The organism is Novosphingobium percolationis (assembly GCF_020179425.1).
GTDB classification, from domain to species: Bacteria; Pseudomonadota; Alphaproteobacteria; order Sphingomonadales; family Sphingomonadaceae; genus Novosphingobium; species Novosphingobium percolationis.
The window spans coordinates 625,394-646,964 of sequence record NZ_JAILYM010000002.1 but is presented as its reverse complement, the minus strand read 5'-3'; the positions used below and the strand labels follow the sequence as shown (position 1 = coordinate 646,964).

At 67.1% G+C, this 21,571-nt stretch carries 18 protein-coding genes; 11 read left to right on the top strand and 7 right to left on the bottom strand.

The window, feature by feature from the left end:
• Positions 1–84 precede the first annotated feature (84 nt).
• Entirely contained in the window at positions 85–915 is an 831-nt protein-coding gene (locus tag K3A84_RS07560; protein ID WP_225008709.1) for a 23S rRNA (adenine(2030)-N(6))-methyltransferase RlmJ, read from the top strand.
• A gap of 37 nt (positions 916–952) precedes the next feature.
• On the opposite strand, the gene K3A84_RS07555 is transcribed toward K3A84_RS07560, so the two are convergent.
• Both K3A84_RS07555 and ada read right to left on the bottom strand, forming a co-directional pair.
• Positions 953–1,453, bottom strand: a complete 501-nt coding sequence (locus tag K3A84_RS07555) for a ferritin-like domain-containing protein (RefSeq protein WP_225008708.1) — start codon at positions 1,451–1,453, stop codon at positions 953–955.
• A gap of 54 nt (positions 1,454–1,507) precedes the next feature.
• Complete coding sequence (ada, locus tag K3A84_RS07550) at positions 1,508–2,548, bottom strand: bifunctional DNA-binding transcriptional regulator/O6-methylguanine-DNA methyltransferase Ada (protein ID WP_225008707.1); 1,041 nt, start codon at positions 2,546–2,548, stop codon at positions 1,508–1,510.
• A 96-nt stretch (positions 2,549–2,644) separates the two neighbouring features.
• On the opposite strand from ada, the gene K3A84_RS07545 reads away from it, so the two are divergent.
• The 8 genes from K3A84_RS07545 (at position 2,645) to K3A84_RS07510 (ending at position 10,570) form a co-directional block, all read left to right on the top strand.
• Positions 2,645–4,195, top strand: a complete 1,551-nt coding sequence (locus K3A84_RS07545; RefSeq protein WP_225008706.1) for a S1C family serine protease — start codon at positions 2,645–2,647, stop codon at positions 4,193–4,195.
• A gap of 170 nt (positions 4,196–4,365) precedes the next feature.
• Complete coding sequence (locus tag K3A84_RS07540) at positions 4,366–4,920, top strand: F0F1 ATP synthase subunit delta (protein WP_225008705.1); 555 nt, start codon at positions 4,366–4,368, stop codon at positions 4,918–4,920.
• Positions 4,921–4,952: 32 nt separating this feature from the next.
• Positions 4,953–6,482, top strand: a complete 1,530-nt coding sequence (atpA, locus tag K3A84_RS07535; protein ID WP_225008704.1) for a F0F1 ATP synthase subunit alpha — start codon at positions 4,953–4,955, stop codon at positions 6,480–6,482.
• 63 nt (positions 6,483–6,545) lie between these two features.
• Positions 6,546–7,418 carry a F0F1 ATP synthase subunit gamma gene (locus K3A84_RS07530; protein ID WP_225008703.1) on the top strand — a complete coding sequence of 291 codons (873 nt, stop codon included), beginning with the start codon at positions 6,546–6,548 and terminating at the stop codon, positions 7,416–7,418.
• 61 nt (positions 7,419–7,479) lie between these two features.
• Complete coding sequence (locus K3A84_RS07525; RefSeq protein WP_225008702.1) at positions 7,480–8,058, top strand: LbetaH domain-containing protein; 579 nt, start codon at positions 7,480–7,482, stop codon at positions 8,056–8,058.
• 207 nt (positions 8,059–8,265) lie between these two features.
• The gene (atpD, locus tag K3A84_RS07520) at positions 8,266–9,717 is read left to right on the top strand and encodes a F0F1 ATP synthase subunit beta (RefSeq protein WP_225008701.1); all 1,452 of its coding nucleotides are present in this window, start codon (positions 8,266–8,268) and stop codon (positions 9,715–9,717) included.
• A gap of 66 nt (positions 9,718–9,783) precedes the next feature.
• Positions 9,784–10,041, top strand: coding sequence for an ATP synthase F1 subunit epsilon (locus tag K3A84_RS07515; RefSeq protein WP_225008700.1), 258 nt, complete (start codon positions 9,784–9,786; stop codon positions 10,039–10,041).
• A gap of 67 nt (positions 10,042–10,108) precedes the next feature.
• Positions 10,109–10,570 carry a GNAT family N-acetyltransferase gene (locus tag K3A84_RS07510; RefSeq protein WP_225008699.1) on the top strand — a complete coding sequence of 154 codons (462 nt, stop codon included), beginning with the start codon at positions 10,109–10,111 and terminating at the stop codon, positions 10,568–10,570.
• A gap of 228 nt (positions 10,571–10,798) precedes the next feature.
• Here K3A84_RS07510 and K3A84_RS07505 read toward each other — a convergent pair whose 3' ends face one another.
• Positions 10,799–12,043, bottom strand: coding sequence for a S8 family serine peptidase (locus K3A84_RS07505; RefSeq protein ID WP_225008698.1), 1,245 nt, complete (start codon positions 12,041–12,043; stop codon positions 10,799–10,801).
• A gap of 174 nt (positions 12,044–12,217) precedes the next feature.
• On the opposite strand from K3A84_RS07505, the gene K3A84_RS07500 reads away from it, so the two are divergent.
• Positions 12,218–12,889: a response regulator transcription factor gene (locus K3A84_RS07500; protein ID WP_225008697.1), complete on the top strand. Its 672-nt coding sequence runs from the start codon at positions 12,218–12,220 to the stop codon at positions 12,887–12,889.
• A 147-nt stretch (positions 12,890–13,036) separates the two neighbouring features.
• Here K3A84_RS07500 and K3A84_RS07495 read toward each other — a convergent pair whose 3' ends face one another.
• Positions 13,037–15,577 carry a TonB-dependent receptor gene (locus tag K3A84_RS07495; protein ID WP_225008696.1) on the bottom strand — a complete coding sequence of 847 codons (2,541 nt, stop codon included), beginning with the start codon at positions 15,575–15,577 and terminating at the stop codon, positions 13,037–13,039.
• Between the two features lie 114 nt (positions 15,578–15,691).
• Entirely contained in the window at positions 15,692–17,293 is a 1,602-nt protein-coding gene (locus K3A84_RS07490) for a tetratricopeptide repeat-containing sulfotransferase family protein (RefSeq protein WP_225008695.1), read from the bottom strand.
• A 92-nt stretch (positions 17,294–17,385) separates the two neighbouring features.
• Between K3A84_RS07490 and K3A84_RS07485 the strand changes: the two genes are divergently transcribed.
• Positions 17,386–18,663 carry an amino acid permease gene (locus K3A84_RS07485; RefSeq protein ID WP_225008694.1) on the top strand — a complete coding sequence of 426 codons (1,278 nt, stop codon included), beginning with the start codon at positions 17,386–17,388 and terminating at the stop codon, positions 18,661–18,663.
• 13 nt (positions 18,664–18,676) lie between these two features.
• On the opposite strand, the gene K3A84_RS07480 is transcribed toward K3A84_RS07485, so the two are convergent.
• Positions 18,677–19,801, bottom strand: a complete 1,125-nt coding sequence (locus K3A84_RS07480) for an acyltransferase family protein (RefSeq protein ID WP_225008693.1) — start codon at positions 19,799–19,801, stop codon at positions 18,677–18,679.
• Between the two features lie 64 nt (positions 19,802–19,865).
• Entirely contained in the window at positions 19,866–21,470 is a 1,605-nt protein-coding gene (locus K3A84_RS07475) for a phytoene desaturase family protein (protein ID WP_225008692.1), read from the bottom strand.
• Positions 21,471–21,571 lie beyond the last annotated feature (101 nt).

The window sequence follows — 21,571 nt, the reverse complement described above, 5'->3', positions numbered from 1 at the left end:
GATTGGTCACTTCATCCGCCTTGCGCTCGGCTTCCACGCCCGCCAGTGCGGATGAAGACAGGCTGTCCGGGTTTTTGAATCACGATGAATTATCGCCATTCCTTCCATGCCGGCAACAGCGCCGATGTCGTCAAGCACAGCCTGCTGATCGCCCTCGTGCGCGCGTTGCAGATCAAGGAAGGCGCGCTGACCCTGATCGACACCCATGCCGGCTGCGGGCTCTACGACCTTCACGGCGACGCGGCACAGCGTACCGGCGAGGCCGCACAGGGCGTGCTGCGGGCTTTTGCCGACGCAAACCCCTTGCTGGACGACTACCGCGCTGCGGTCCGGGCGGTAAATGTCGGGGCCGAGCCGCTGCTCTACCCCGGCTCTCCGCAGATCCTGGCGCAGTTGCTGCGCCAGCAGGATTTGCTGATCCTCAATGAAAAGCATCACGAAGACGTCCATGCCCTGCGCAGCGCGATGCGTGGCACATCCGCCGCCGTGCACGAGCGCGACGCCTACGAGCTGTGGCTGGCGATGGTGCCACCGCGAACCCCGCGCGGCGTAGTGGTGGTCGACCCGCCTTACGAGCAGACCGACGAACGCGAACGGATCACCGCCACGCTCGCCGCTGCTCACCGCAAATGGGCGCATGGCGTGACGGTGATCTGGTATCCGCTAAAGGACCGCGCCACGCACGGGCGGTGGAAGGACCAGCTGCGCAAGCGCGGCATCCCGAAATTCCTGGGGGTGGAGCATTGGTTGTACGATGCCGATCAGCCCGGCCTCTACAACGGCGCGGGCCTCTTCATCGTCAACCCGCCCTACGCCTTCACGCAAGCTCTGCCGCCTCTGCTCGAAGCACTGCGCGCCGCCCTCGCGCCCGAGGGGCACAGGGGCGAGATCACGACCGAGTGGTTGACCGGCTAGAACAACCCCGCATCGCCCGATTCGCTCGCCATCCGCCTCAGCTCTCCAGCAAGGCCGCCGCTTGCATCAGGCGGTTGCCATGGTCCACTTCCTCCGCGCCGTTCTGGCGCAGCAGCGCCGCCGCTTCGGCATGGTCCAGGCTCGCCGCCCAGCCCTCGTACAGCGCCTGCCCGCCGAACTCGCCCTGCGCCAGCTTGCGCAACGCCTCGGGCGTCACTTCGGAAAAGGGCAAGGCCCCGGCAGCGAGGTAGGGGTTTTCCTCGGCAGACGGCGGTGCGAAATCGCCCCCGCCCAGCAACGTGACCACTTGCGCCGCGCGGCGCGCATGGACCATTTCCTCACGCCCGTTGTGGTGGAGCAGGTCGATGACGCCCGCATGGTCCGTGCCTTGCGCGGTCACGCGATACAGCGTCTCGCTCGCCGCTTCGACCAGCGACATGATCTTGAAATCGTCCACGCCCGGCGCGGTCACCTTGCCGATGTGCGCAAAGGCTTCGCCCAGAGTCTGCGGCCAGCCGGGTTCGAGTGCGAATGCCATGATCTTCTCCCCTTTTGTCGTTGAAGCGCAGCCTGCCCTAAACCGCCCGCGCCGTTAAGGCTTTTCGCGGTCCAGCAGCTCCTGCTTGATCGCCAGCCCATAGGCATAGCCGCCAAGGCTCCCGTCCGAGCGCACCACCCGGTGGCACGGGATCAGCACGGCCACGGCGTTCGCCCCGTTCGCGCTGCCCGCCGCGCGCACCGCCCCGGGCTTGCCCACCGCCGCCGCGATCTGGGCGTAGCTGCGCGTCTCGCCCGGCGGAATGCGCTGAAGCTCGCGCCACACTGCCTCCTGAAAGGCGGTGCCACGCACGTCGAGCGGGATGTGGCTCCCGCTTCCCGGCGTCTCCACGGCGGCCACGACTTGCGCCAGCAGCGCGGCAAAGTCCTCGCCGCCCTCGACCAGCTCGGCCTTGGGAAAGCGCCGCGCCAAGGCCTCCGGCCCTTCCGCGAACGAGAGGCGGCACACGCCCTTGTCGGTCGCTGCTACCAGCATCTGCCCCAGCGAGGTCGCCACCACCGCCCACCGGATCGTCACGCCCTGCCCGCCATTGACCCACGCCGAAGCCGCCATGCCCAATCTCCCCTCGCTCGCGGCATAGAACCGCGACGGTCCCGAAAAGCCCGCCTCATAGATCGCATCGGTCACGCGGCCCGTGTCGCTCAGCGCCTCGGTCATGCGCTCGGCGCGCAGCGCGCGGGCATAGGCGGCGGGCGACAGGCCGGTGTGCCTTGCAAACACCCGTTGAAAGTGCGTCGGCGAATAGCCCGCGCGCGCCGCCAGATTGCCCAGCGCGAGCGGCTGCTCTGCCCCCCGGATCGCCGCGATCGCCGCCAGCACCGCGCGTTCATCCCGCGCCACATCGTCGGGGCAGCAGCGCAGGCAGGGCCGCAAGCCCGCCCCCCGCGCCGCCGCACCGTCGGAAAAGAAGCGCACGTTCTCGCGCCGGGGATGCCGCGCCGCGCAACTGGGGCGGCAATAGATGCCCGTGGACAGCACCCCGGTCACGAAACCCCCGTCGAACGCCCGGTCGCGCAGCCGCACGGCGGTCCAGCATTCCTCCTCGTCCAGCGCCTCGATCATCGCTTGAGTCATGACAGGTCTCCTTCCTGCCGAAAAGACTATCCGCCCGACGCGCGCGCCGCGTCCCGCCGCTTGCGGTCAAAGCGAAACGCGGCAAGAAGTCCGCGCATGTCGAAAACGGTCGCCCGCCTCGTCGCCGCCCTCTGGCTGCTGCTCATCGCCCGCCCGGCTCTCGCAGATCCGGCGGACATCGCCGCTGCCAGCCGCAGCGTGGTGCGCGTGGTCATGCTCCAGACGGACGGCACGCGTGCCAGCATCGTCGGCCACGGCACCGGCTTTGCCGTCGCGCCCAACCTCGTCGTCACCAATGCGCACGTCGTCGAACAGCTGCGTCAGGACGATTCGCTGATCGTCGGCGTCGTCCCGCCAGAGGGCCGCGCAGGGGTGCAGGCCAGCCTCGTCGCCTATTCCCCGCGCAACGATCTCGCGCTGCTGCGCATCGATGGAAAGGGCATGCTGCCTGCCGCCACGCTCTATCCGGGCGCGGTGCAGGACAGCGCCGAAGTCTTCGCCGTGGGCTATCCCGGCAACGTCGACATGGCGCAGGGCCTGTCGATGGCCGATCTCGTCACCCCGCAAGCGGCGGTCAAGACGCGCGGCTATGTCTCGGCCGGGCGCTCGTCGAAGCAGTTCGACACGCTGCTCCACACCGCGCCGCTGGGTGCGGGCAATTCGGGCGGGCCGCTGCTCGATTCGTGCGGCCGCGTCGTCGGCGTGAACAGCTTCGGCACGGTCAGCGACAACGGCACCGATTCGGCCTTCTACTTCGCGATCTCGATGCGCGAGCTGGCGAGCTTCCTGCGGCAAGCCGGGGTCGAGCCCCACACCAGCGGATTGCCCTGCACCTCGATCGCCGATCTCGACCGTGCGGACGCCAGCCGCGCGATGGACCAGCAGGCCCGCGACGCCGCGCAAGCGCAGGCCCGCCTCGAATCGCGCCAGCGCGCGCAGGACAAGGCGCGCCGCGATGCCGAACTCGCCATCCTGTCCGAACGCGACAACGGCCTCGCGCTCGCCGCGCTGCTGCTCGTCGGCGCGCTCGCCATGGGCGGCTGGGCCTTCCTTCAGGCGCAACGCGACGAAGGCCGTGCCGCCAAGGCATTCGGCGTCGTGGCCGCCCTGCTCGTGCTCGCGGCCATTGTCGCGTGGGTCCTGCGCCCTTCGCTTACCAGCATCGACGAACGCGCCTCGGATATGCTGGCAGAGCCGGAAGCCAGCGCCTCGGCCAGCGCCGCGCCCGAATCCGCCGATGGATCGGGCAAGATGACCTGCGTGATCGACACCGCCCGCAGCCGCGTCACCGTATCGGACATCACCGACGTTCCGCTCGACTGGAGCGCCGACGGCTGCGTCAATGGGCGCACACAATACGGTCTTGCCGAAGACGGCTGGACCCGTGTGCTGGTGCCATCGGGCGAGGACACGATCTCGGTCACGCACTACGATCCGGCCAGCCGCGCCTATACCGTCGAACGCTTCCTGATGGGCCTGGACGCCATGACGCAGGCGCGTGCGGCGCGCGCGAAGCTGTCTGCGCCGGCCTGTGGCGCGGGCGAAGACGCCGCCCGCCAGTTCGGCACGGCACAGCAGACGGTGAAGGCGCTGCTGCCCCCCGAACCCAACGAACGGATGCGCTACAACTGCCAGCCGACGCCCTGAACGGAGCCGTCCGCCTGCATACGTCTGCACAGCGCATTCCGGCCTTGGCCATCTGCTCTCTTGTCAGATGGGGTCGACGTTGCTAGGCGCGCCCCGTCTGCGGGCCGTCGCGTGTTTTGCGCGGCATTGAGTGCCTGCCCGGCTCATCGGTACTAAGGGGACACAGGCGCGTGGAGATTTCCGGCGGCATTACGGCCAGCTTGGCGGGGCGTTACGCTTCGGCGCTCTATGAACTGGCGAACGAACAGGGCTTCGTCGCCGCTGTGGAGGCGGACCTCGAAAAGCTCGCCGCCGCGATCCGCGAATCGGAGGATCTGGCCGCGCTGATCCGCAATCCGCAGGTCAGCCGCGACGATGCTGCGCGCGCCGTCGATGCGGTGGCGGGGCTGCTCGGTCTTTCGCCGCTGACGAAGAACTTTCTTGGCGTGATCGCGCAGAACCGCCGCCTTTCGGCGCTGCCGGGCATCGTGCGCGCCTTCGTCACGATCGCCGCCGCCATGCGCGGCGAAGTGACCGCCGAAGTGACCACCGCGCATCCGCTCGATGATTCGCAGCTGGCCGCGCTCACGGAAAAGCTCGCCGCGCGCGAAGGCGCCACGGTCAAGGTCAAGGCTTCGGTCGATCCCGAGATCCTCGGCGGGCTGGTCGTCAAGATCGGCAGCCAGATGATCGACAGCTCGATCCGCACCCGTCTCAATTCTCTCGCCCAGGCGATGAAGGCCTAACGGCCCGCATAAAGTTTCAGGAAGGACTGAACATGGAAATCCGCGCCGCTGAAATCTCCAAGGTCATCAAGGACCAGATCGCCAGCTTCGGCGCCGAGGCACAGGTCTCGGAAGTCGGTTCGGTGCTGTCGGTCGGTGACGGCATCGCCCGCATCCACGGTCTCGACAAGGTCCAGGCCGGCGAGATGGTCGAATTCTCGAACGGCGTTAAGGGCATGGCCCTCAACCTCGAAGCCGACAACGTCGGCGTCGTGATCTTCGGCTCGGACTCGGAAATCCGCGAAGGTGACGTCGTCAAGCGCACCGGCACCATCGTCGACGTGCCCGTCGGCAAGGGCCTGCTCGGCCGCGTCGTCGACGCCCTCGGCAACCCGATCGACGGCAAGGGCCCGATCGAGAACGCCACGCGCCAGCGCGTCGAAGTCAAGGCGCCGGGCATCATCCCGCGCAAGTCGGTGCACGAACCCGTGCAGACCGGCCTCAAGGCGATCGACGCCCTCGTCCCCGTCGGCCGTGGCCAGCGCGAGCTGATCATCGGTGACCGCCAGACCGGCAAGACCGCCGTCGCGATCGACACCTTCATCAACCAGAAGGCCGTCAACGCGGGCGACGACGAAGGCAAGAAGCTCTACTGCATCTACGTCGCCGTCGGCCAGAAGCGCTCGACCGTCGCGCAGATCGTTCGCCAGCTCGAAGAAAACGGCGCGATGGAATACTCCATCGTCATCGCCGCGACCGCTTCGGAGCCGGCGCCGCTGCAGTACCTCGCGCCCTACACCGGCGCGACGATGGGCGAATTCTTCCGCGACAACGGCATGCACGCCGTGATCGTGTACGACGACCTTTCCAAGCAGGCCGTCGCCTATCGCCAGATGTCGCTGCTGCTGCGCCGCCCGCCGGGCCGCGAAGCCTACCCCGGCGACGTGTTCTATCTCCACAGCCGCCTGCTCGAGCGCGCCGCGAAGATGAACGACGAAAACGGTGGCGGCTCGCTCACCGCGCTGCCGATCATCGAAACGCAGGCGGGCGACGTGTCGGCCTACATTCCGACCAACGTGATCTCGATCACCGACGGCCAGATCTTCCTTGAAACCGGCCTGTTCTACCAGGGCGTGCGTCCGGCCATCAACGTCGGTCTGTCGGTGTCGCGCGTCGGCTCGTCGGCCCAGACCAAGGCGATGAAGAAGGTCGCCGGCTCGATCAAGCTCGAGCTCGCGCAGTACCGTGAAATGGCGGCCTTCGCCCAGTTCGGTTCGGACCTCGACGCCTCGACGCAGAAGCTGCTCAACCGCGGTGCGCGCCTGACCGAGCTGCTCAAGCAGCCGCAGTTCTCGCCGCTGGGCTTCGAAGAGCAGACCATCGTGATCTTCGCAGGCACGCAGGGCTACCTCGACAGCGTTCCGGTCAACCGCGTGACCGAATACGAAGCCGAGCTGCTGCACCACCTGCGCAACGACAAGCCCGAGCTGCTCGCCGAAATCCGCGACGCCAAGGACCTGACCGACGCCGCCAAGGCCAAGGTCATCGAAACGCTCGTCGCGTTCGGCAAGCAGTTCGCCTGATAGTTACGAGGATCTCCGCCATTCCGGCGTTCGTACCGGAATGGCGGGCCATAAGGAGCCGTCATGGCCTCGCTTAAGGAACTCAAGGGCCGCATCAACTCGGTCAAGTCGACCCAGAAGATCACCAAGGCCAAGCAGATGGTCGCCGCGGCCAAGCTGCGCAAGGCGCAGGCTGCCGCCGAGGCCGCCCGCCCCTATGCCAGCCGTCTCGCCGAAGTGATGGGCAGCCTCGCCGCCAAGGTGGCCGGGCAGGACAACGGGCCGCTGCTGATGCGCGGCACCGGGTCAGATCGTCGTCACCTCCTCGTCGTGGTCAACACCGACAAGGGCCTGTGCGGCGGTCTCAACTCGAACATCGTCAAGGAAGCCAAGCTCCAGGCGCGCGCCCTGGCCGCGCAGGGCAAGGACGTGACCTTCTACCTCGTGGGCAAGAAGGGCCGCGCGCCGATCAAGCGTGACTTCCCGAACGGCATCGCCAAGAACTTCGACACCAGCACCGTGCGCACGCCCGGCTTCGATGAAGCCAGCGCCATCGCGCACGATCTGATTGCCATGTTCGAAGCGGGCGCGTTCGACGTCGCGCACCTGGTAGCGCCGAAGTTCCGCACCGCGCTGTCGCAGGATCCGGTCACCAGCCAGCTGATCCCGGTCCCCGCGCCCGTCGCCACCACCGATGGCGGCGCAGTGGTCGAATACGAGCCGAGCGAGGAGGAAATCCTCGAAGAACTGCTGCCGCGCTACGTCACGACGCAGTTGTTCGGCGCGTTGCTCGAACGCGAAGCGTCGGAACAGGGCGCATCGATGACCGCCATGGACAACGCGACGCGCAACGCCGGCGACCTCATCAACAAGCTGACGATCCAGTACAACCGCAGCCGCCAGGCTGCGATCACGACCGAACTGATCGAGATCATCGCGGGCGCCGAGGCGCTCTGATCGACAAGGACAAAGGCCGGGGCTCGCTCCGGCCTTTTCCTTTCAAGGGAACGCGAGCCCCGTGAGCGAACCGCTTTCCGCCCAAGAAACCGGCAACCGCGAAGGCGGGCCCTCGTTCTCGCTCGGCAATCGCCTGTTCCGCGTGGCCTGGGGCCTCGCCTGGCTGCTGCTGTGCCGCTGGACCCCGCCGCCGCTCCACGCTTGGCGCGCCTTCGTGTTGCGCGCGTTCGGCGCCCGGCTGGGGCCCAAGTGCCGCATTTATGGCTCGGTCACGGTGTGGCACCCCGGCAACCTCGAATGCGGGCGCAATGTCACTGTCGGGCCGGGTGCGCTGCTCTACAACCAGGGCCGCATCGTGATCGGCGACGACGTGACGATCTCGCAGCGCGCGCACATCTGCGCCAGCACGCACCGGGTGAACGACTTCCACTTCCAGCTCGTGCTGCGCCCCGTCACCATCGAGCGCCTGAGCTGGATCGCCGCCGAAGCCTTCGTCGGCCCCGGCGTGACCGTGGCCGAAGGTTCCGTCCTCGCCGCGCGTGGTTGCCTGTTCGCCTCGACCGAAGCCTATGGCATCTATCGCGGCAATCCCGCCACTTTCCTCAAGACCCGCGTGCTTTCGAACGTGCCGCAGGAATGACCGGGCATCCCACCTTTTCCGAACTTTGCGCGCGCCGTTCGCGCATTGGTATGCACGGATATGCTCCGCTCCCGTTCACAACCGGCAATCGGTGGTGGACGATTCCGCACGACTGTGCTTAGGGGGCGTCCGACTCACCCGCCGCTTTGGACCGACGCCTCGGCCGCCCTTTTGTGGACCGAGGGAAGAAAGATAAGGAACTGACGCATGGCAACCGCCCCCGTCATCAGCACCACCGGCAAGATCAGCCAGGTCATCGGTGCTGTCGTCGACGTGACCTTTGACGGCGAGCTTCCGCCGATTCTGACTGCGCTCGAAACCGACAACAACGGCAACCGCCTTGTTCTCGAAGTCGCGCAGCACCTTGGCGAAAACACCGTCCGCACCATCGCGATGGACTCGACCGACGGCCTTACCCGTGGCCAGCCGGTCGCCAGCACCGGCGCGCAGATCTCGGTGCCGGTCGGCCCCAAGACGCTCGGCCGCATCATGAACGTCATCGGCGAGCCGATCGACGAACGTGGCCCGGTCGGCGCGGAACAGACCGCCCCGATCCACGCCAAGGCGCCGGAATTCATCGACCAGTCGACCGAAGCGGCGATCCTCGTCACCGGCATCAAGGTCATCGACCTGCTCGCGCCCTATGCGCGCGGCGGCAAGATCGGCCTGTTCGGCGGTGCGGGCGTGGGCAAGACCGTGCTCATCCAGGAACTGATCAATAACATCGCCAAGGGCCACGGCGGCGTGTCGGTCTTTGCGGGCGTCGGTGAACGCACCCGCGAAGGCAACGATCTCTACCACGAATTCCTCGACGCCGGCGTTATCGCCAAGGACGCCGACGGCAACCCGACGCCTGACGGCTCGAAGGTCGCGCTCGTGTTCGGCCAGATGAACGAGCCGCCGGGCGCCCGCGCCCGCGTCGCGCTCTCGGGCCTGACCATGGCCGAATACTTCCGCGATCAGGAAGGCCAGGACGTCCTGTTCTTCGTCGACAACATCTTCCGCTTCACGCAGGCGGGTTCGGAAGTGTCGGCGCTGCTCGGCCGTATTCCGTCGGCGGTGGGCTACCAGCCGACCCTGGCGACCGACATGGGCCAGTTGCAGGAACGCATCACCTCGACCACCAAGGGTTCGATCACCTCGGTTCAGGCGATCTACGTTCCCGCGGACGACCTTACCGACCCGGCGCCGGCCGCCTCGTTCGCGCACCTTGACGCGACGACCACGCTGAACCGCGCGATCTCGGAACTCGGCATCTACCCGGCGGTCGACCCGCTCGACTCGACCTCGCGCGTGCTGTCGCCCGCCGTCGTCGGCGAAGAGCACTACCAGACCGCCCGCCGCGTCCAGGAAACCCTGCAGAAGTACAAGTCGCTGCAGGACATCATCGCCATTCTCGGCATGGACGAACTGTCGGAAGAAGATAAGCTGACCGTGGCGCGCGCGCGCAAGATCCAGCGCTTCCTTTCGCAGCCGTTCCACGTCGCCGAAGTGTTCACCGGCATCCCGGGCAAGTTCGTCCAGGTCGAAGACACCGTCCGCTCGTTCAAGGCGGTTGTCGACGGCGAATACGACCACCTGCCCGAAGCCGCGTTCTACATGGTCGGCGGCATCGACGAAGCGGTCGAGAAGGCCAAGAAGCTGGCCGCCGAGGCCTGATAACTCCAGCCCCCGTCGACGCTACACAGAGTATCGGGCGACGGGGGAACAGGAAGGCACTGAGCGATGTCGCTGCACTTCGAACTCGTCACCCCGGCCCGTCAGGTCCGTTCGGAAGAAGTCCACATGGTCGTCGTGCCCGGCACCGACGGCGAATTCGGCGTGCTGGAAGGCCACGCGCCGTTCATGTCGACGATCAAGGACGGCACGATCCGCGTCTACCGCTCGGCGGGCGCGCAGCCGGAAGAAATCAAGGTCCAGGGCGGTTTCGCCGAAGTGGGCGACAAGGGCCTGACCGTCCTTGCCGAACACGTCGAAGGCTGATCCCCGCACCGACGGACCAGAAACAAGGCCGGCCCCATGGGTCGGCCTTTTTCGTGGGAGCGCCCGCATGACCCCATCGATCCGCCCATCGATCCGGGATGCCACGCCCGCTGACGTTCCCGCCCTGCTCGACCTCGTGCGCGAAACCGGCACGCTCGACCTGCACACGCCCTACACCTACTGGACGCTCACACACGCAGGCCTTGTCCTCGTGGCCGAACGCGATGGTCGCCTCGTCGGCCTGCTCACCGCGCTGCGCGCATGCGAGCCCGATCGCCTGTTCCTGTGGCAAGTCGGGCTCCTCGCCGCGCTGCGCGGCACCGGCCTCGCCCAGCGCCTGCTCGATGCCTTCCTGGCGCACGCCCGGGCGCTCCGCACGCGCTCCATCGACCTGACCATCGCGCCCGGCAATGCCGCCTCGCGCGCGATGATGGAGCGCTTCTGCGCGCGCCACGGCCTGTCGATGGTGGCAACGGGCGAGACCTTCGGCCCGGCGAGCGAGGAAACGCTGTTCGCGATCGGGCTTTAGGAAGAAAGGGGCAGGTCCGAGGGGCATGGCCCCTCGGGCTCCCATCACGTCTTCCGACGCGAGGTTTGTGCCAACGGCGATGACGCGCCCCACCTCACCGCTGGCGCCTTGGGTTCGTCGGGAGACGGGCACGGGGTGCAGGGGTGGTAAACCCCTGCAAAGACTTCCCCCCAAGGAAAAGGGGCCGCAAAGCAGCCCCTTTCCCCAATCCATCCGGCCTCGATGCGCTCAGCGCCTGCCCAGCGTATAGACGTCCCCCGCCACGCGCGTGACCGTCCCACCCGCATTTACGCCCGTGCCCCACAGCAGCAGCCCCGCCATGTGCGGCGTCGCCATCGACGTGCCAGAAATCGTGTTGGTGCCGCCGTTCAGCCAGAGCGACAGGATGTTCACGCCCGGCTCGATATAGTCGACCGGCGGTTGGCCATAGTTCGAGAAGCTGGCCCAGACGTTGCCCTGCGCCATGGCCGCGACGATGAAGGTATTGGCGCAGGTGACGCGCGCGGGCGAATAGTTGGTGGCCGAAGCGCCGTCGTTGCCTGCCGCGATGGCGAACAGCACGCCGGTCGCCGCCGCCTGGCACACCGCCGTGTCGAGATCGGCCGAGGCCGGGCCGCCAAGGCTCATGTTGGCGACATCGCCCGGCTTGCCCTTGGTGGCGACCGCGTTGACGCCTGCGATCACGTCCGAATAGGCGCCGCTGCCGCGCCGGTCGAGCACGCGGATCGCCACCACCGGCGCGCCCGCCGCCACGCCGACCACACCCTTGCCGTTGCCGCCGATCGCCGCGATCGTGCCCGCAACGTGCGTGCCGTGGCCGTTGAGATCCTGCGGTGAGGTTTCGCGGCTCACGTAGTTCTGGCTCAGCACGGTATCGACGTTGAGGTCCGGGTGCGTCAGGTCGATGCCGGTATCGACGATGAAGGCCCGGCCCGTGCCGCCATAGGTCTGCCCGCCGCCCACGGCGGTGATGCCCCAGGGCACGGTTTCGGTCGAGCCGCCACCACCGCCGCCACCGGGCCGGGCGCTCGCCTCGATCGGGCGGACCAGCTCGGCCACCTGATCCTGCGCGCAGTGGTCGATGTTGGGGTTCTTTTCGACCAGCACTTGCGCCGCCTGTTCAGGGAGCGTGATCGAGAAGCCGCCCAGCACCGCGTCATAGACATGGCCGGGCCTGCCGCCGACCGAGCCTGCCGCCTTCGCCGCCGCGCCGCGCACCGCCGTCGGCGCGACCTGGCCCTTGCCGAACACGCAGATCCAGCTGTCGGGAATGCCCTTGCCCGCCGCGGCCGCGATCAGCCGTCCCGTGCCCGTCGTCGCCTTCGCGCTCGGCGCAGCCGTGCCGCCGCTCCCCGCCGCCAGCGTCACGAGGTTCGAAAGCCCAGCTCCGGCCGATGCCCCGCCGCCAGCTGCGAACACCACGCCGCCTGCCGCCAATGCGGCGACCGACGCCGCCAATACCACGTTCCGCATAAACGCCCCCGTTCACATGAAATCCATGTTGCAGGCTAACCCAGTCGGCAAGAAATACGAACCGGAATTAATACCATCTCCGGACGCCCCCCGTGCGGTGTCGAACAAGCCCCCATCGTCATGCAAGCGTCACAAAATCGCGACAGATAGGCGGCGCATCAACCGTGGGGACCCATGCGCCAGATCGACATCCTGTTGACCGATACCTTGCCGGGCGGGCACGAACCGTTCGTGCACGGTGATCTGCGCGTGCAGTTCCATCCGTGGACCTGGTCGGCGCCGCTACCGCTGCTCGATGGCCGCCCCTGGGCTTTCGTCGACTGGGTCCTGCCCGAAATGTCGGGGCTCGAATTGTGCCGCCGCCTGCGCTGCGACCCGGCGACCGAGCAGGCCCACGTCACGATGATCCTGGAAGAGGACGAGGCCGAGGCCAAGCGCCGCGCCTTGCGCGCGGGCGCCGACGACTACATCGTCGGCCCGGTCGATCGCGGCGCGCTGCTCGACCGCGTGCTGTCGGTGCAACTGCCGGAACATGAGGCCCCCGGCCGCACGCTCAAGCTCGGCGACCTCAGCCTTGACCTCTCGGCATTGCAGGCCCGCTGGAAGGACCAGCCGATCGGCCTGATGCCCAACGAACTGCGCCTGCTGCGCTACCTGATGGAACAGCCCGGCAAGGTGTTCAGCCGCGCCCAGCTGATCGCCGCGCTGGGCAAGAACGACCAGCCGATCGACGAACGCACCGTGGATGCCTGGGTCAGTCGCCTGCGCCGCGCGCTGCGCGAAGTGGGCGCGGGCTACCCGCTGCGAACCGTGCGGTCCTTGGGCTACGTGCTCGACAAGCCTTGAGCGGCGATTGAACCCAAGGCTTTGCAGGGGTTTACCACCCCTGCACCCCGTGGCCGTCTTCCGACGCTCCCTTGCGCAAACCTCGCGCCAGGAGACGTTGCGGCAGCCCGAGGGGCCATGCCCCTCGGACGTGCCCTTTTCCTTGCCTCAGAACTTCGCGCCCGCGCGCAGGCCGAAGGTGCGCGGCGTGATCGGCACGAAGTACGGGCGCTGCGTGCACGAACCGCACTGGACGAAGCGCGAAAGCTGACCACGTTCATCGAACAGGTTCTGCACGAACAGTTCCAGCGAATAGGTCGGCCAGTCCGCGCCCAGCGACAGGTTCACCGTGGCGAAGTCAGGCAGTTCGCCCTGCGCCTTGGCAAAGTCCACCCGGATGTCCGAGCTGGCCTTCGACTGGTAGGCAAGGTTGAACTGGCCATAGACCTTCGCGGTATCGACCGGCACGGTATAGCGCACCGTCGTCGTCGCCTTGAAGCGCGGTGTGATCGGCAGGCGCGTGCCCGCCGGCGCGTCGATCGACGAACTGGCGCACGTGAAGGTCGGGTCGATCGCGTGGCACAGGTTCTGGCGCGTCTTGGCGTCGGTATAGGCCGCCGCCAGGTTCACACTCAGGCGTTCGATGTTGAAGCCGGCGTCGATGTCGAACCCGCGAATGCGCGCGTTCGGGCCGTTGGTGATGATGGTGAAGCTGTTCGGCCCCAGGTAGCTGAACTGGAAGTGCTTCCAGTCCTGCTGATAGAGCGCCGCGTTCAGCCGCAGCACGCCGCCCAGCGTGGTCTTCAGGCCCAGTTCGTAGTTGATCAGGTAGTCGGGCTGGTAGGCACCAAAGTCGCCGCGCCGGTTCTGGCCACCGGGGCGGAAGCCCTTCGAAACGGTGGCGTACATCATCAGCGTGTTGGTCGGCTTGTACGTGGCGTTGAAGCGCCAGGTCACGCCATCGCCCTTGGCGTGGATCGGCTTCACCTTGCCGTTCTCGAACACGCCAAGGTTGGTGCACGGGCTGCCCGCGACCACGCCCGGCAGGAACGTGTGCGAGCTGCTGAAAGTGTCGGTCGCCTTGTCGTAGAAGCGGTCGCCCGCATCGGTGAAGCACGACTTCACGCCCGAACTGCCACCCACGGCATTCGCCGGGCTGGTCATGTAGAGGCCGTCCGGCCCCGGATTACGCCCGAAGCCGAAGAAGCCGATCAGCGAGTTGTCGTACTTGAACAGGCGCGCACCGCCGGTCAGCGAAACCTTCGACGTCACGTCCCAGGTCAGTTCGCCGAACGCGGCGTAATCCTTGTCGATACGCTCCTGCTGCGTCAGCCACAGCGTGCCGGGATGGCCGTTGACCGAAAGGTCGGGCGCAAGGTTGGCGACCTGGTAGTCCTGGTGGATGAAGTTCGACTGGCGCTGGTAGAACGCGCCCGCCACCAAGCGCAGCGGCTGGTCCGAAGGCGAGGCGATGCGCAGTTCCTGGCTCAGCTTCTTGAAGTGATCGGTGCCGATCACCTTCTGGCGCGGGTCGATCGTGTTCCCGGCCGCGTCCTGGAAGTACAGGTAATTGGCGATGCCGCCGTACGAAGCGTAGATCTGGTCGTAAGCCTCGGCGTAGTCGGTGTAGTCGCTCGAGGAGAACGTCTTGCGCTCCATGTACGAGCCGGCATAGGTCAGATCCCAGTTGCCGAGCTTGCCCTCGATCGTCAGCCCCGCGCTCCAGAACTTGTCGTCGCGGTATTCGGGGAAGAAGTGCTGCACGGCCAGATCGCCGACGCTGGCGTCGGTACCATAGGAACCGTGGCTCTTGGTATCCTGGTACATCACGGTCGGCGTGAGCGTCCAGCTGTCGTCCAGATCGACCTTCAGCGCGGCGCGGCCACCGTAGATCTCGGTGTCATTGTAGTCCTTCTTCACGAAGGCCGCGTTGTCGACCTTGATGCCGTCCTTCACGCAGCCGTTGATGCTGCCTTCACCGTCGCGCGTGGGCGTGCCGCAGAACTGGCGAGTGCCCGGTACGTTGTCGATGTAGCCTGCATCGCGCTGGTAGTAGCCGACCACGCGCAGCGCCGCGTTCTGCGACAGCGGGGCGTTGATCATGCCTTCGATCTTGCCGCCCTGGCCGCCCTTGTGGACGGTGTTCACTTCGGCATCGACGCGGCCATAGAAGCCGCTGGTGTCGGGCTTGTTGGTGATGATGCGCAGCGTACCCGCTTCGGACGATGCGCCATAAAGCGTGCCTTGCGGCCCCGACAGGCTCTCGATACGCGCCACGTCGTAGATGTGGACGTCGAGGTTGCCACCGACCGTTGTTACCGGCTGTTCGTCGAGATAGACGCCGACCGACGGCAGCGAGCCCGAGTGGTTGCCGTCACCGCCCGAGGCAACGCCGCGCATGTAGATGACGTTGGTGCCCGGCGTACCGCCCGATTGCGCGACCACCGAGGGCAGCTGCTGGGTGTAGCTGTTGAAGTTGCTGACGTTCAGCTGTTCGAGCTTGGCCTCGCCCAGCGCCTGGATCGAGATCGGCACCTTCTGCAGGTTCTCGCTGCGCTTCTGCGCGGTCACGATGATCACGTCCGGGCCATCGGCGGTGGCCGAGGCCGAGGCCTGTGGCGCTTCCTGCGCCAGCACCGGCGCTGCAGCCAGCGCGCTCGACGCCATCAGGAAAACTTGCGCGAGGCGCGTCTTGCGGGACCTGCTCATGGAAATTGCCCACCCTGTTATGAATATGTCCAATAAGCAGCGTGCGCCGCGCAAGGGTACGCGGTCAAGACAGCAAGAGGTTGAAACTATCTTTCAGCAAGAGGCGTTGCCCGATTACAACGCTGTGACAGGCACGCCCGGATAGGCCTCCAGCACGTCCCCCAAGGCCGCCTTCAACTCGCCCAGCCACGGCTCGAACGGCTTCCATGCCTCGGCCCCGTCGCGGTTGATCGGGCGGCGCACCTGTTCGGAGCTCGCCGTGCGCACCGCGCGCTCGGTCTTGTGGAAGGCAAGGCACGCTTCCTCGAACGGCAGTCCGCAGGCATCGAGCAGCTTGCGCACTTGCGGCTCGAAGTCGTCGAGCAGCGCCTCGTGGATCACCCGATGGACCGCGCCCGGCTGCACCGCATCGACATGCGCCATCAGCCGCACATAATCGCGATAATAGCGCCCCATGTCGTCGAGCGAATACGTGAAGCCCTGCCCGCGCGCGAAGTGCTGCTTGAAGTTGGAAAACCCGCAGGCCAGCGGGTGCCGCCGCGCATCGATGATCGTGGCATGGGGCAGGATCAGCCGGATCAGCGGCACGTGCAGCCAGTTGTTGGGCATCTTGTCCACGAACAGCGGCCGCCCGGTGTGCCGCTGGATGCGCGTGCGCGACAGGTACTCCTCGCCCAGCGCACGCAACCGCTCGCCCGAAAGCGACGCCAGCCCCGCCGGATAGTCCTCGATCCCGCGCGCCAGCAGGGCGATATCGCCCAGTTCGCTCGTTCCTTCGACCTGGCTGTGGCTGGCAAGGATCTGCTCGACCAGCGTCGAGCCCGCACGCGGCATCCCCAGCACGAAGATCGGATCGCGGCCATCGCACCCCTGCCCCGCACCCCTTGCGAACAAGGCAGGCGTTGCCGCCGCGATCATGCGATCGACCTGCGCGGTGGTCTCGTCCGCCTTGTAAGGCATCCGCCGCTTGCGCAGGGCATTGCCCGCAGCATAGTACGCGAAGGACCGCTCCGTCTCGCCCCGGTCCTCCAGCGCCTTGCCCAGCGCGAAGTCGAGGTGCCAGCGATCCTCGGGCGAAATGTCTTCCTGCGCCAGCGCCGCCTCCATCGCGGCGATGTCCGCGTCGGAGAACCGCACGGTCTTGAGGTTCGCGAGGCTCCACCACACTTCGCCCAGCGTCGGCGTCAACTCGAGCGCACGGCGATAGGCGGCAATGCCATCGGCCTGCCGCCCCACGGTCTTGAGCATGTGGCCATAGCTCATCCATACCTTGGGCTGGTTCGGCAGTTCCTTGAGCACTTGCGCATAAAGCGCCAGCGCCTCGTCGAACTCGCCGATGCGGCCATAGGCGGCGGCCTGCAGGTTCGACACGCCGATGTTGTCGGGGTCTTCGGCGGAAACCCGCGCCAATTCCTCCAGCGCTTCCCCTGCGCGGTTGGTGCGATAGAGCACCAGCGCGAGGTTGGCGCGCGCGGGCGTGAACTGCGGTGCCAACTCGATCGCGCGGCGCAACAGGTTCTCGGCATCCTGATAGCGCCCGATGCGCCCGGCCAGCTCGGCGAACAGGCGGATCGCGCGCACATCGAAAGGATCGTCCTTCAACAGCGCACGCAACAGCGGCTCTGCCACCGGCAGGTCGTTCTCGTTCATCGCGACTGCCGCGCGAACAAGGCGTGGGTCGTAGGTGCGCGGATCGAATTGGGGAAGGCTGGCCATCAAGGGCGCAACAAACACGGTGACGCCGCGCAATCAAGCGTTACTCTGCCACGGCGACGCGGCAACGACCCGCCGCCGGGAGAAACGCCACGATGACCACCACGCGCCGGCTCGGCTTCCTGATGACGCTCGCGCTGGTCGTCGGCAACCTCATCGGTTCGGGGATCTACCTGCTGCCCGCCACGCTCGCGCCGCTGGGCGCGAACCAGCTGATCGGGTGGCTCGTCACAATCGGCGGTGCGCTGTGCCTCGCGCTCGTCTTCGCGCGGCTGGGTAGCAAGCTGCCGCTGGCGGGCGGGCCCTATGCCTATGCGCAGGCGGCGTTCGGGCCGCTCGCCGGGTTCGCCACGGCATGGTCCTACTGGACGATGATCTGGGCGGGCAACGGCGCGATTGCGGTTGCGGTGGTCAGCAACATCAGCCTGATCGCGCCCGGGATCGGCAGCACGCCCGGCGTTCCGGCGCTGCTCGCCATCGCCTGCGTCTGGCTGCTGACGGCGGTCAACATCTATGGCGTGCGCACCGCGGGCGAAGTCTCGCTGGTGACGAGCGCGCTCAAGCTGATCCCGCTCGTCGCGCTCATCGGCCTTGCCCTGTGGCTCTGGCTTTCGGGCGCGCCCACCGTTGCGCAGCCGCCCGTGCCAATCAGCGGCGGCGCCATCGCCAGCGCAGCAGGCCTCACCTTCTGGGGCTTCCTCGGGCTCGAATCCGCGACCGTCCCCGCCGACAAGGTGGAAGACGCAGCCCACGCCATTCCGCGCGCCACGATGATCGGCACGGTGCTGACCGGCGTGGTCTATATGGGCATCTCGATGGCCTTCTTCGCCTACATGCCGACCGGACAGGCCGCCGCCTCCCCCGCGCCGGTCGCGGCGTTCCTCGGCAGCCATTTCGGCGGGCAGGTCGCAGGCGTGGTTGCCGTCTTCGCCGCCATCAGCGCCTTCGGCACGCTCAACGGCTTCATCCTGCTGCAAGGCGAAGTGCCGTGGGCCATGGCGCGCGGCGGGGTGTTCCCGAAATGGTTCGGCAAGGAGACCAGCCGCGGCACGCCGATGCGCGCGCACCTCGTCTCGTCGGTCCTGCTCACCGGCGTCGCCCTGCTCAACTATTCCAAGGGGCTGGGCGACCTGTTCCAGTTCATCGCCTCGGTCAGCCTCGCAGCGGGGATGCTCTCCTACCTCATGGCGATGCTGGCCGCGATCAAGCTCCTGCCCGGCGAGCGCGGGTTGCTGCCCGTGGCGCTGGTGGCGAGCGGCTTCATAGTCTGGGCCTCGTGGGGCCTCGGCGCACAGGCCCTCACCTATGGCGCGCTGTTCGTGGTGGCAGGCGTGCCGGTCTACTGGCTGGTCCGCAGGGGCCAGCGGGCATGACCGGGCTCGCCGATCACGCCGCGCGCGATCGCCGCGCCAGCCGCTTGCCCCAGCGTATCGCTGGCTGTTCGATCCAAAGGAACGTCGCGGCCGAAACCGCGGTCACCGCCACCGCCATCAGCGGCAGCGCCACCATCGGCATGGCCCTGGCCGACAGATAGCGGAACGCGACATAGAGGAAGATGCCGTGCAGCACGTAAATGCTGTACGAAATCTCGCCCAGCACGCGCGCGCCGGGCCTGTCGAGCAGGCCGAACAGCGTGTTGCCGCAAGCCACGCACGCAAACAGCAGCCCATAGGCAAGGCCCGGCCACATCCCGTAAGGGTCCTCGGCCAGCACCATCGTCGTCCCCACCGCGATCAGCGCGACGAGCGCAGCCAGCGGCGTCGCCAGCCGCCGCCGCATCGGCTCGATCTGCCGGACGTTCCAGCTCAGGATGCCCAGGAAGAACAGTTCGACAAAACGCAGCACGCCAAAGAAGTCGATCAGCAGCGCGCACGTCAGGAAGATCGTCAGCGACAGCTTGGCACCATGGGTTCGGAACAGCGGCGCCGCCGCCATGCACAAGGGCAGGATGCCGACGTAGAATGCCCATTCCCAGAAGATCGACCACAACACGCCCGCGTTGATATAGCGGCTCGACTCCACGCCCAGCAGCGGCATTTGCAGTCCCGCGATCCAGCTAAGCACCTGCAAGGGGTAGTGCCGATCTGGCAGCAGCCCGGTTTCGGCAACGATGATCGCCGTCGCCACAAGAGCGCTGACCACGATCATCGGCACGATCCGGCACAGCCGCGAAATCGCGAAAGCCCGCCAGGGCATGGCGTGCCACCCGCCCAGCAGGCGCGGCGTGAACACCGCGCCAGTCACCATGAAGAACAGCGCCACCGGGCCAAGCCCCAGGTGCGTGACCACATTCACGGGTATCCTTGGCCACGGAGTGGCGGGTGTCGCCGCCATCCAGATTGCCAGGTGGTGCGATATCACCGACAACGCGCAGAACCCGCGCAAGCCGTCGCATTCACCGATGCGCGGCCCTTCGGGCAGGGGAAATCCGCGGTGCGCCAGCGCGCACCCCAGAAAGTACGATGCTGTCAGCGCCACCACGGTCGCCAGCAAAAGCTGCCATGTCGCCAAACTTTGCCCCCCGGTCGTTCGACGCGACCGCTATCGTCCTCCGCTGGCGCCCGGTCAATTACGCTCACCGCCGCCGGTGCAGCACTTTCCACAGCATCGAACGGTCGCTCAGGATCTCGGCGGCGGCGTTGTGGCCCGGTGCGCCGGTCACGCCGCCACCCGGGTGCGTGCCGCTGCCACACATGTAGAGCCCCTTGATCGGCGAACGGTAATCGCCATGCCCCAGCACCGGGCGCGCCGCCCACAGCTGGTCCAGCCCCATCGTGCCATGGAAGATATCCCCGCCGATCAGCCCGAACTTGCGTTCCAGATCGAGCGGCGAATGGATCTGCCGCGCGATCACCGCATTCTTGAAGTTGGGCGCATGGTCGGTGACGGTGTCGATGATCAGGTCGGCCACCGTTTCGCGGTGGGTGTCCCAATCGACGTTCGGATCGAACTGCTGGCAGAACAGGCTCGCCACGTGGCAACCCTCGGGCGCGAGGCTGTCGTCCACCGTGCTGGGGATCTTGATCTCGACGATCGGCTTCTTCGACCAGCCCTGCTGCTGCGCATCGATGAAGGCCTGGTCCATGTAGTCCAGGCCCGGCGCGATGATGATGCCCGCGGTGTGATGTTCGGCCTGCGCCTTGCCCGGCAGCACGGTGAAGTCGGGCAGTTCCGACAGCGCCACGTTCATGCGGAACGTGCCGGAGCCGGTCTTGTAGCTCTTCATCCGGCGGTTGAAGTCCTCGTCCAGATCGCTCGAGTCCACCATCTGGCGATAGAGCAGCGCCGGGCCGACGTTGGCCGCGATGATCGGCGCGTAAAGCTCCTCCCCGCTCTCCAGCTTCACGCCCGCCGCCTTGCCGTTGTTGACCAGCACCTTCGCTACCGGCGCTTCGAGGCTGATCTCGACGCCCTCTTCCTCGCAGGCCTTGGCCATCGCCTGCGTGATCGCGCCCATGCCGCCGACCGAATGGCCCCAGGCCCCCAGCTTGCCGTTCACTTCGCCGAACACGTGGTGCAGCAGCACATAGGCGCTACCCGGCGTCGATACGCCCGCAAAGTTGCCCACCACCGCGTCGAAAGCGAAGGCCGACTTGACGTGGTCGTCCTCGAACCAGCCGTCGAGGAAGTCGCGCGCCGACTTGGTGAAGATGTCGAGCAAGTCGCGCTGCGTCGCAAGGTCCAGCTTGGCCAGCGGCCAGCCCTGCATCGCCGCGTTCTTCAGCGCGGCCAGCCCACCGCCGACGTTGGGCGGGGTCTGCAAGGCGATGTCGCGCAGCACGTTGGCGACCTTCTCCAGCGCCGCGTCGTACTTGGGATAAGCTTCGGCATCCTTCTGCGAAAAGCGCGCGAATTCCGCTTCGGTGCGCCCCGGCCCGCCGCCCAGCTTCAGGTATGTATCCTCGAACGGAAAGAAGTTGCTGATCGTCCGCTCGATCACGCGATAACCGCGTTCGTGCAGCTTCATGTCGGCGATCACCTTGGGCCGCAGCAGGCTGACGGTGTAGCTGGCGGTCGAATTGCGAAAGCCGGGGTGGAACTCCTCGGTCACCGCCGCGCCGCCGACGATATGCCGCCGCTCCAGCACGCGCACCTTCATGCCCGCGCGGGCGAGATAGAACGCGCAGGTCAGGCCATTGTGGCCGCCGCCGATCACGATGGCGTCGTAGCGATTGGTCATGTGATGCTCCCCGAAATCTCGAGTGAGGCCCGGCCCACCCCTGCCCCCTCCCGCTGGCGGGAGGGGAATTGAAACGTCCCCCTGCGTCGTCTCCACTTCCC

Excerpts from the sequence above, each read along its gene's own strand:
- K3A84_RS07560 (WP_225008709.1), top strand. The coding sequence starts at position 85 with ATGAATTATCGCCATTCCTTCCATGCCGGCAACAGCGCCGATGTCGTC.
- K3A84_RS07555 (WP_225008708.1), bottom strand. The coding sequence starts at position 1,453 with ATGGCATTCGCACTCGAACCCGGCTGGCCGCAGACTCTGGGCGAAGCC.
- ada (WP_225008707.1), bottom strand. The coding sequence starts at position 2,548 with ATGACTCAAGCGATGATCGAGGCGCTGGACGAGGAGGAATGCTGGACC.
- K3A84_RS07545 (WP_225008706.1), top strand. The coding sequence starts at position 2,645 with ATGTCGAAAACGGTCGCCCGCCTCGTCGCCGCCCTCTGGCTGCTGCTC.
- atpA (WP_225008704.1), top strand. The coding sequence starts at position 4,953 with ATGGAAATCCGCGCCGCTGAAATCTCCAAGGTCATCAAGGACCAGATC.
- K3A84_RS07530 (WP_225008703.1), top strand. The coding sequence starts at position 6,546 with ATGGCCTCGCTTAAGGAACTCAAGGGCCGCATCAACTCGGTCAAGTCG.
- atpD (WP_225008701.1), top strand. The coding sequence starts at position 8,266 with ATGGCAACCGCCCCCGTCATCAGCACCACCGGCAAGATCAGCCAGGTC.
- K3A84_RS07515 (WP_225008700.1), top strand. The coding sequence starts at position 9,784 with ATGTCGCTGCACTTCGAACTCGTCACCCCGGCCCGTCAGGTCCGTTCG.
- K3A84_RS07510 (WP_225008699.1), top strand. The coding sequence starts at position 10,109 with ATGACCCCATCGATCCGCCCATCGATCCGGGATGCCACGCCCGCTGAC.
- K3A84_RS07505 (WP_225008698.1), bottom strand. The coding sequence starts at position 12,043 with ATGCGGAACGTGGTATTGGCGGCGTCGGTCGCCGCATTGGCGGCAGGC.
- K3A84_RS07500 (WP_225008697.1), top strand. The coding sequence starts at position 12,218 with ATGCGCCAGATCGACATCCTGTTGACCGATACCTTGCCGGGCGGGCAC.
- K3A84_RS07495 (WP_225008696.1), bottom strand. The coding sequence starts at position 15,577 with ATGAGCAGGTCCCGCAAGACGCGCCTCGCGCAAGTTTTCCTGATGGCG.
- K3A84_RS07490 (WP_225008695.1), bottom strand. The coding sequence starts at position 17,293 with ATGGCCAGCCTTCCCCAATTCGATCCGCGCACCTACGACCCACGCCTT.
- K3A84_RS07485 (WP_225008694.1), top strand. The coding sequence starts at position 17,386 with ATGACCACCACGCGCCGGCTCGGCTTCCTGATGACGCTCGCGCTGGTC.
- K3A84_RS07475 (WP_225008692.1), bottom strand. The coding sequence starts at position 21,470 with ATGACCAATCGCTACGACGCCATCGTGATCGGCGGCGGCCACAATGGC.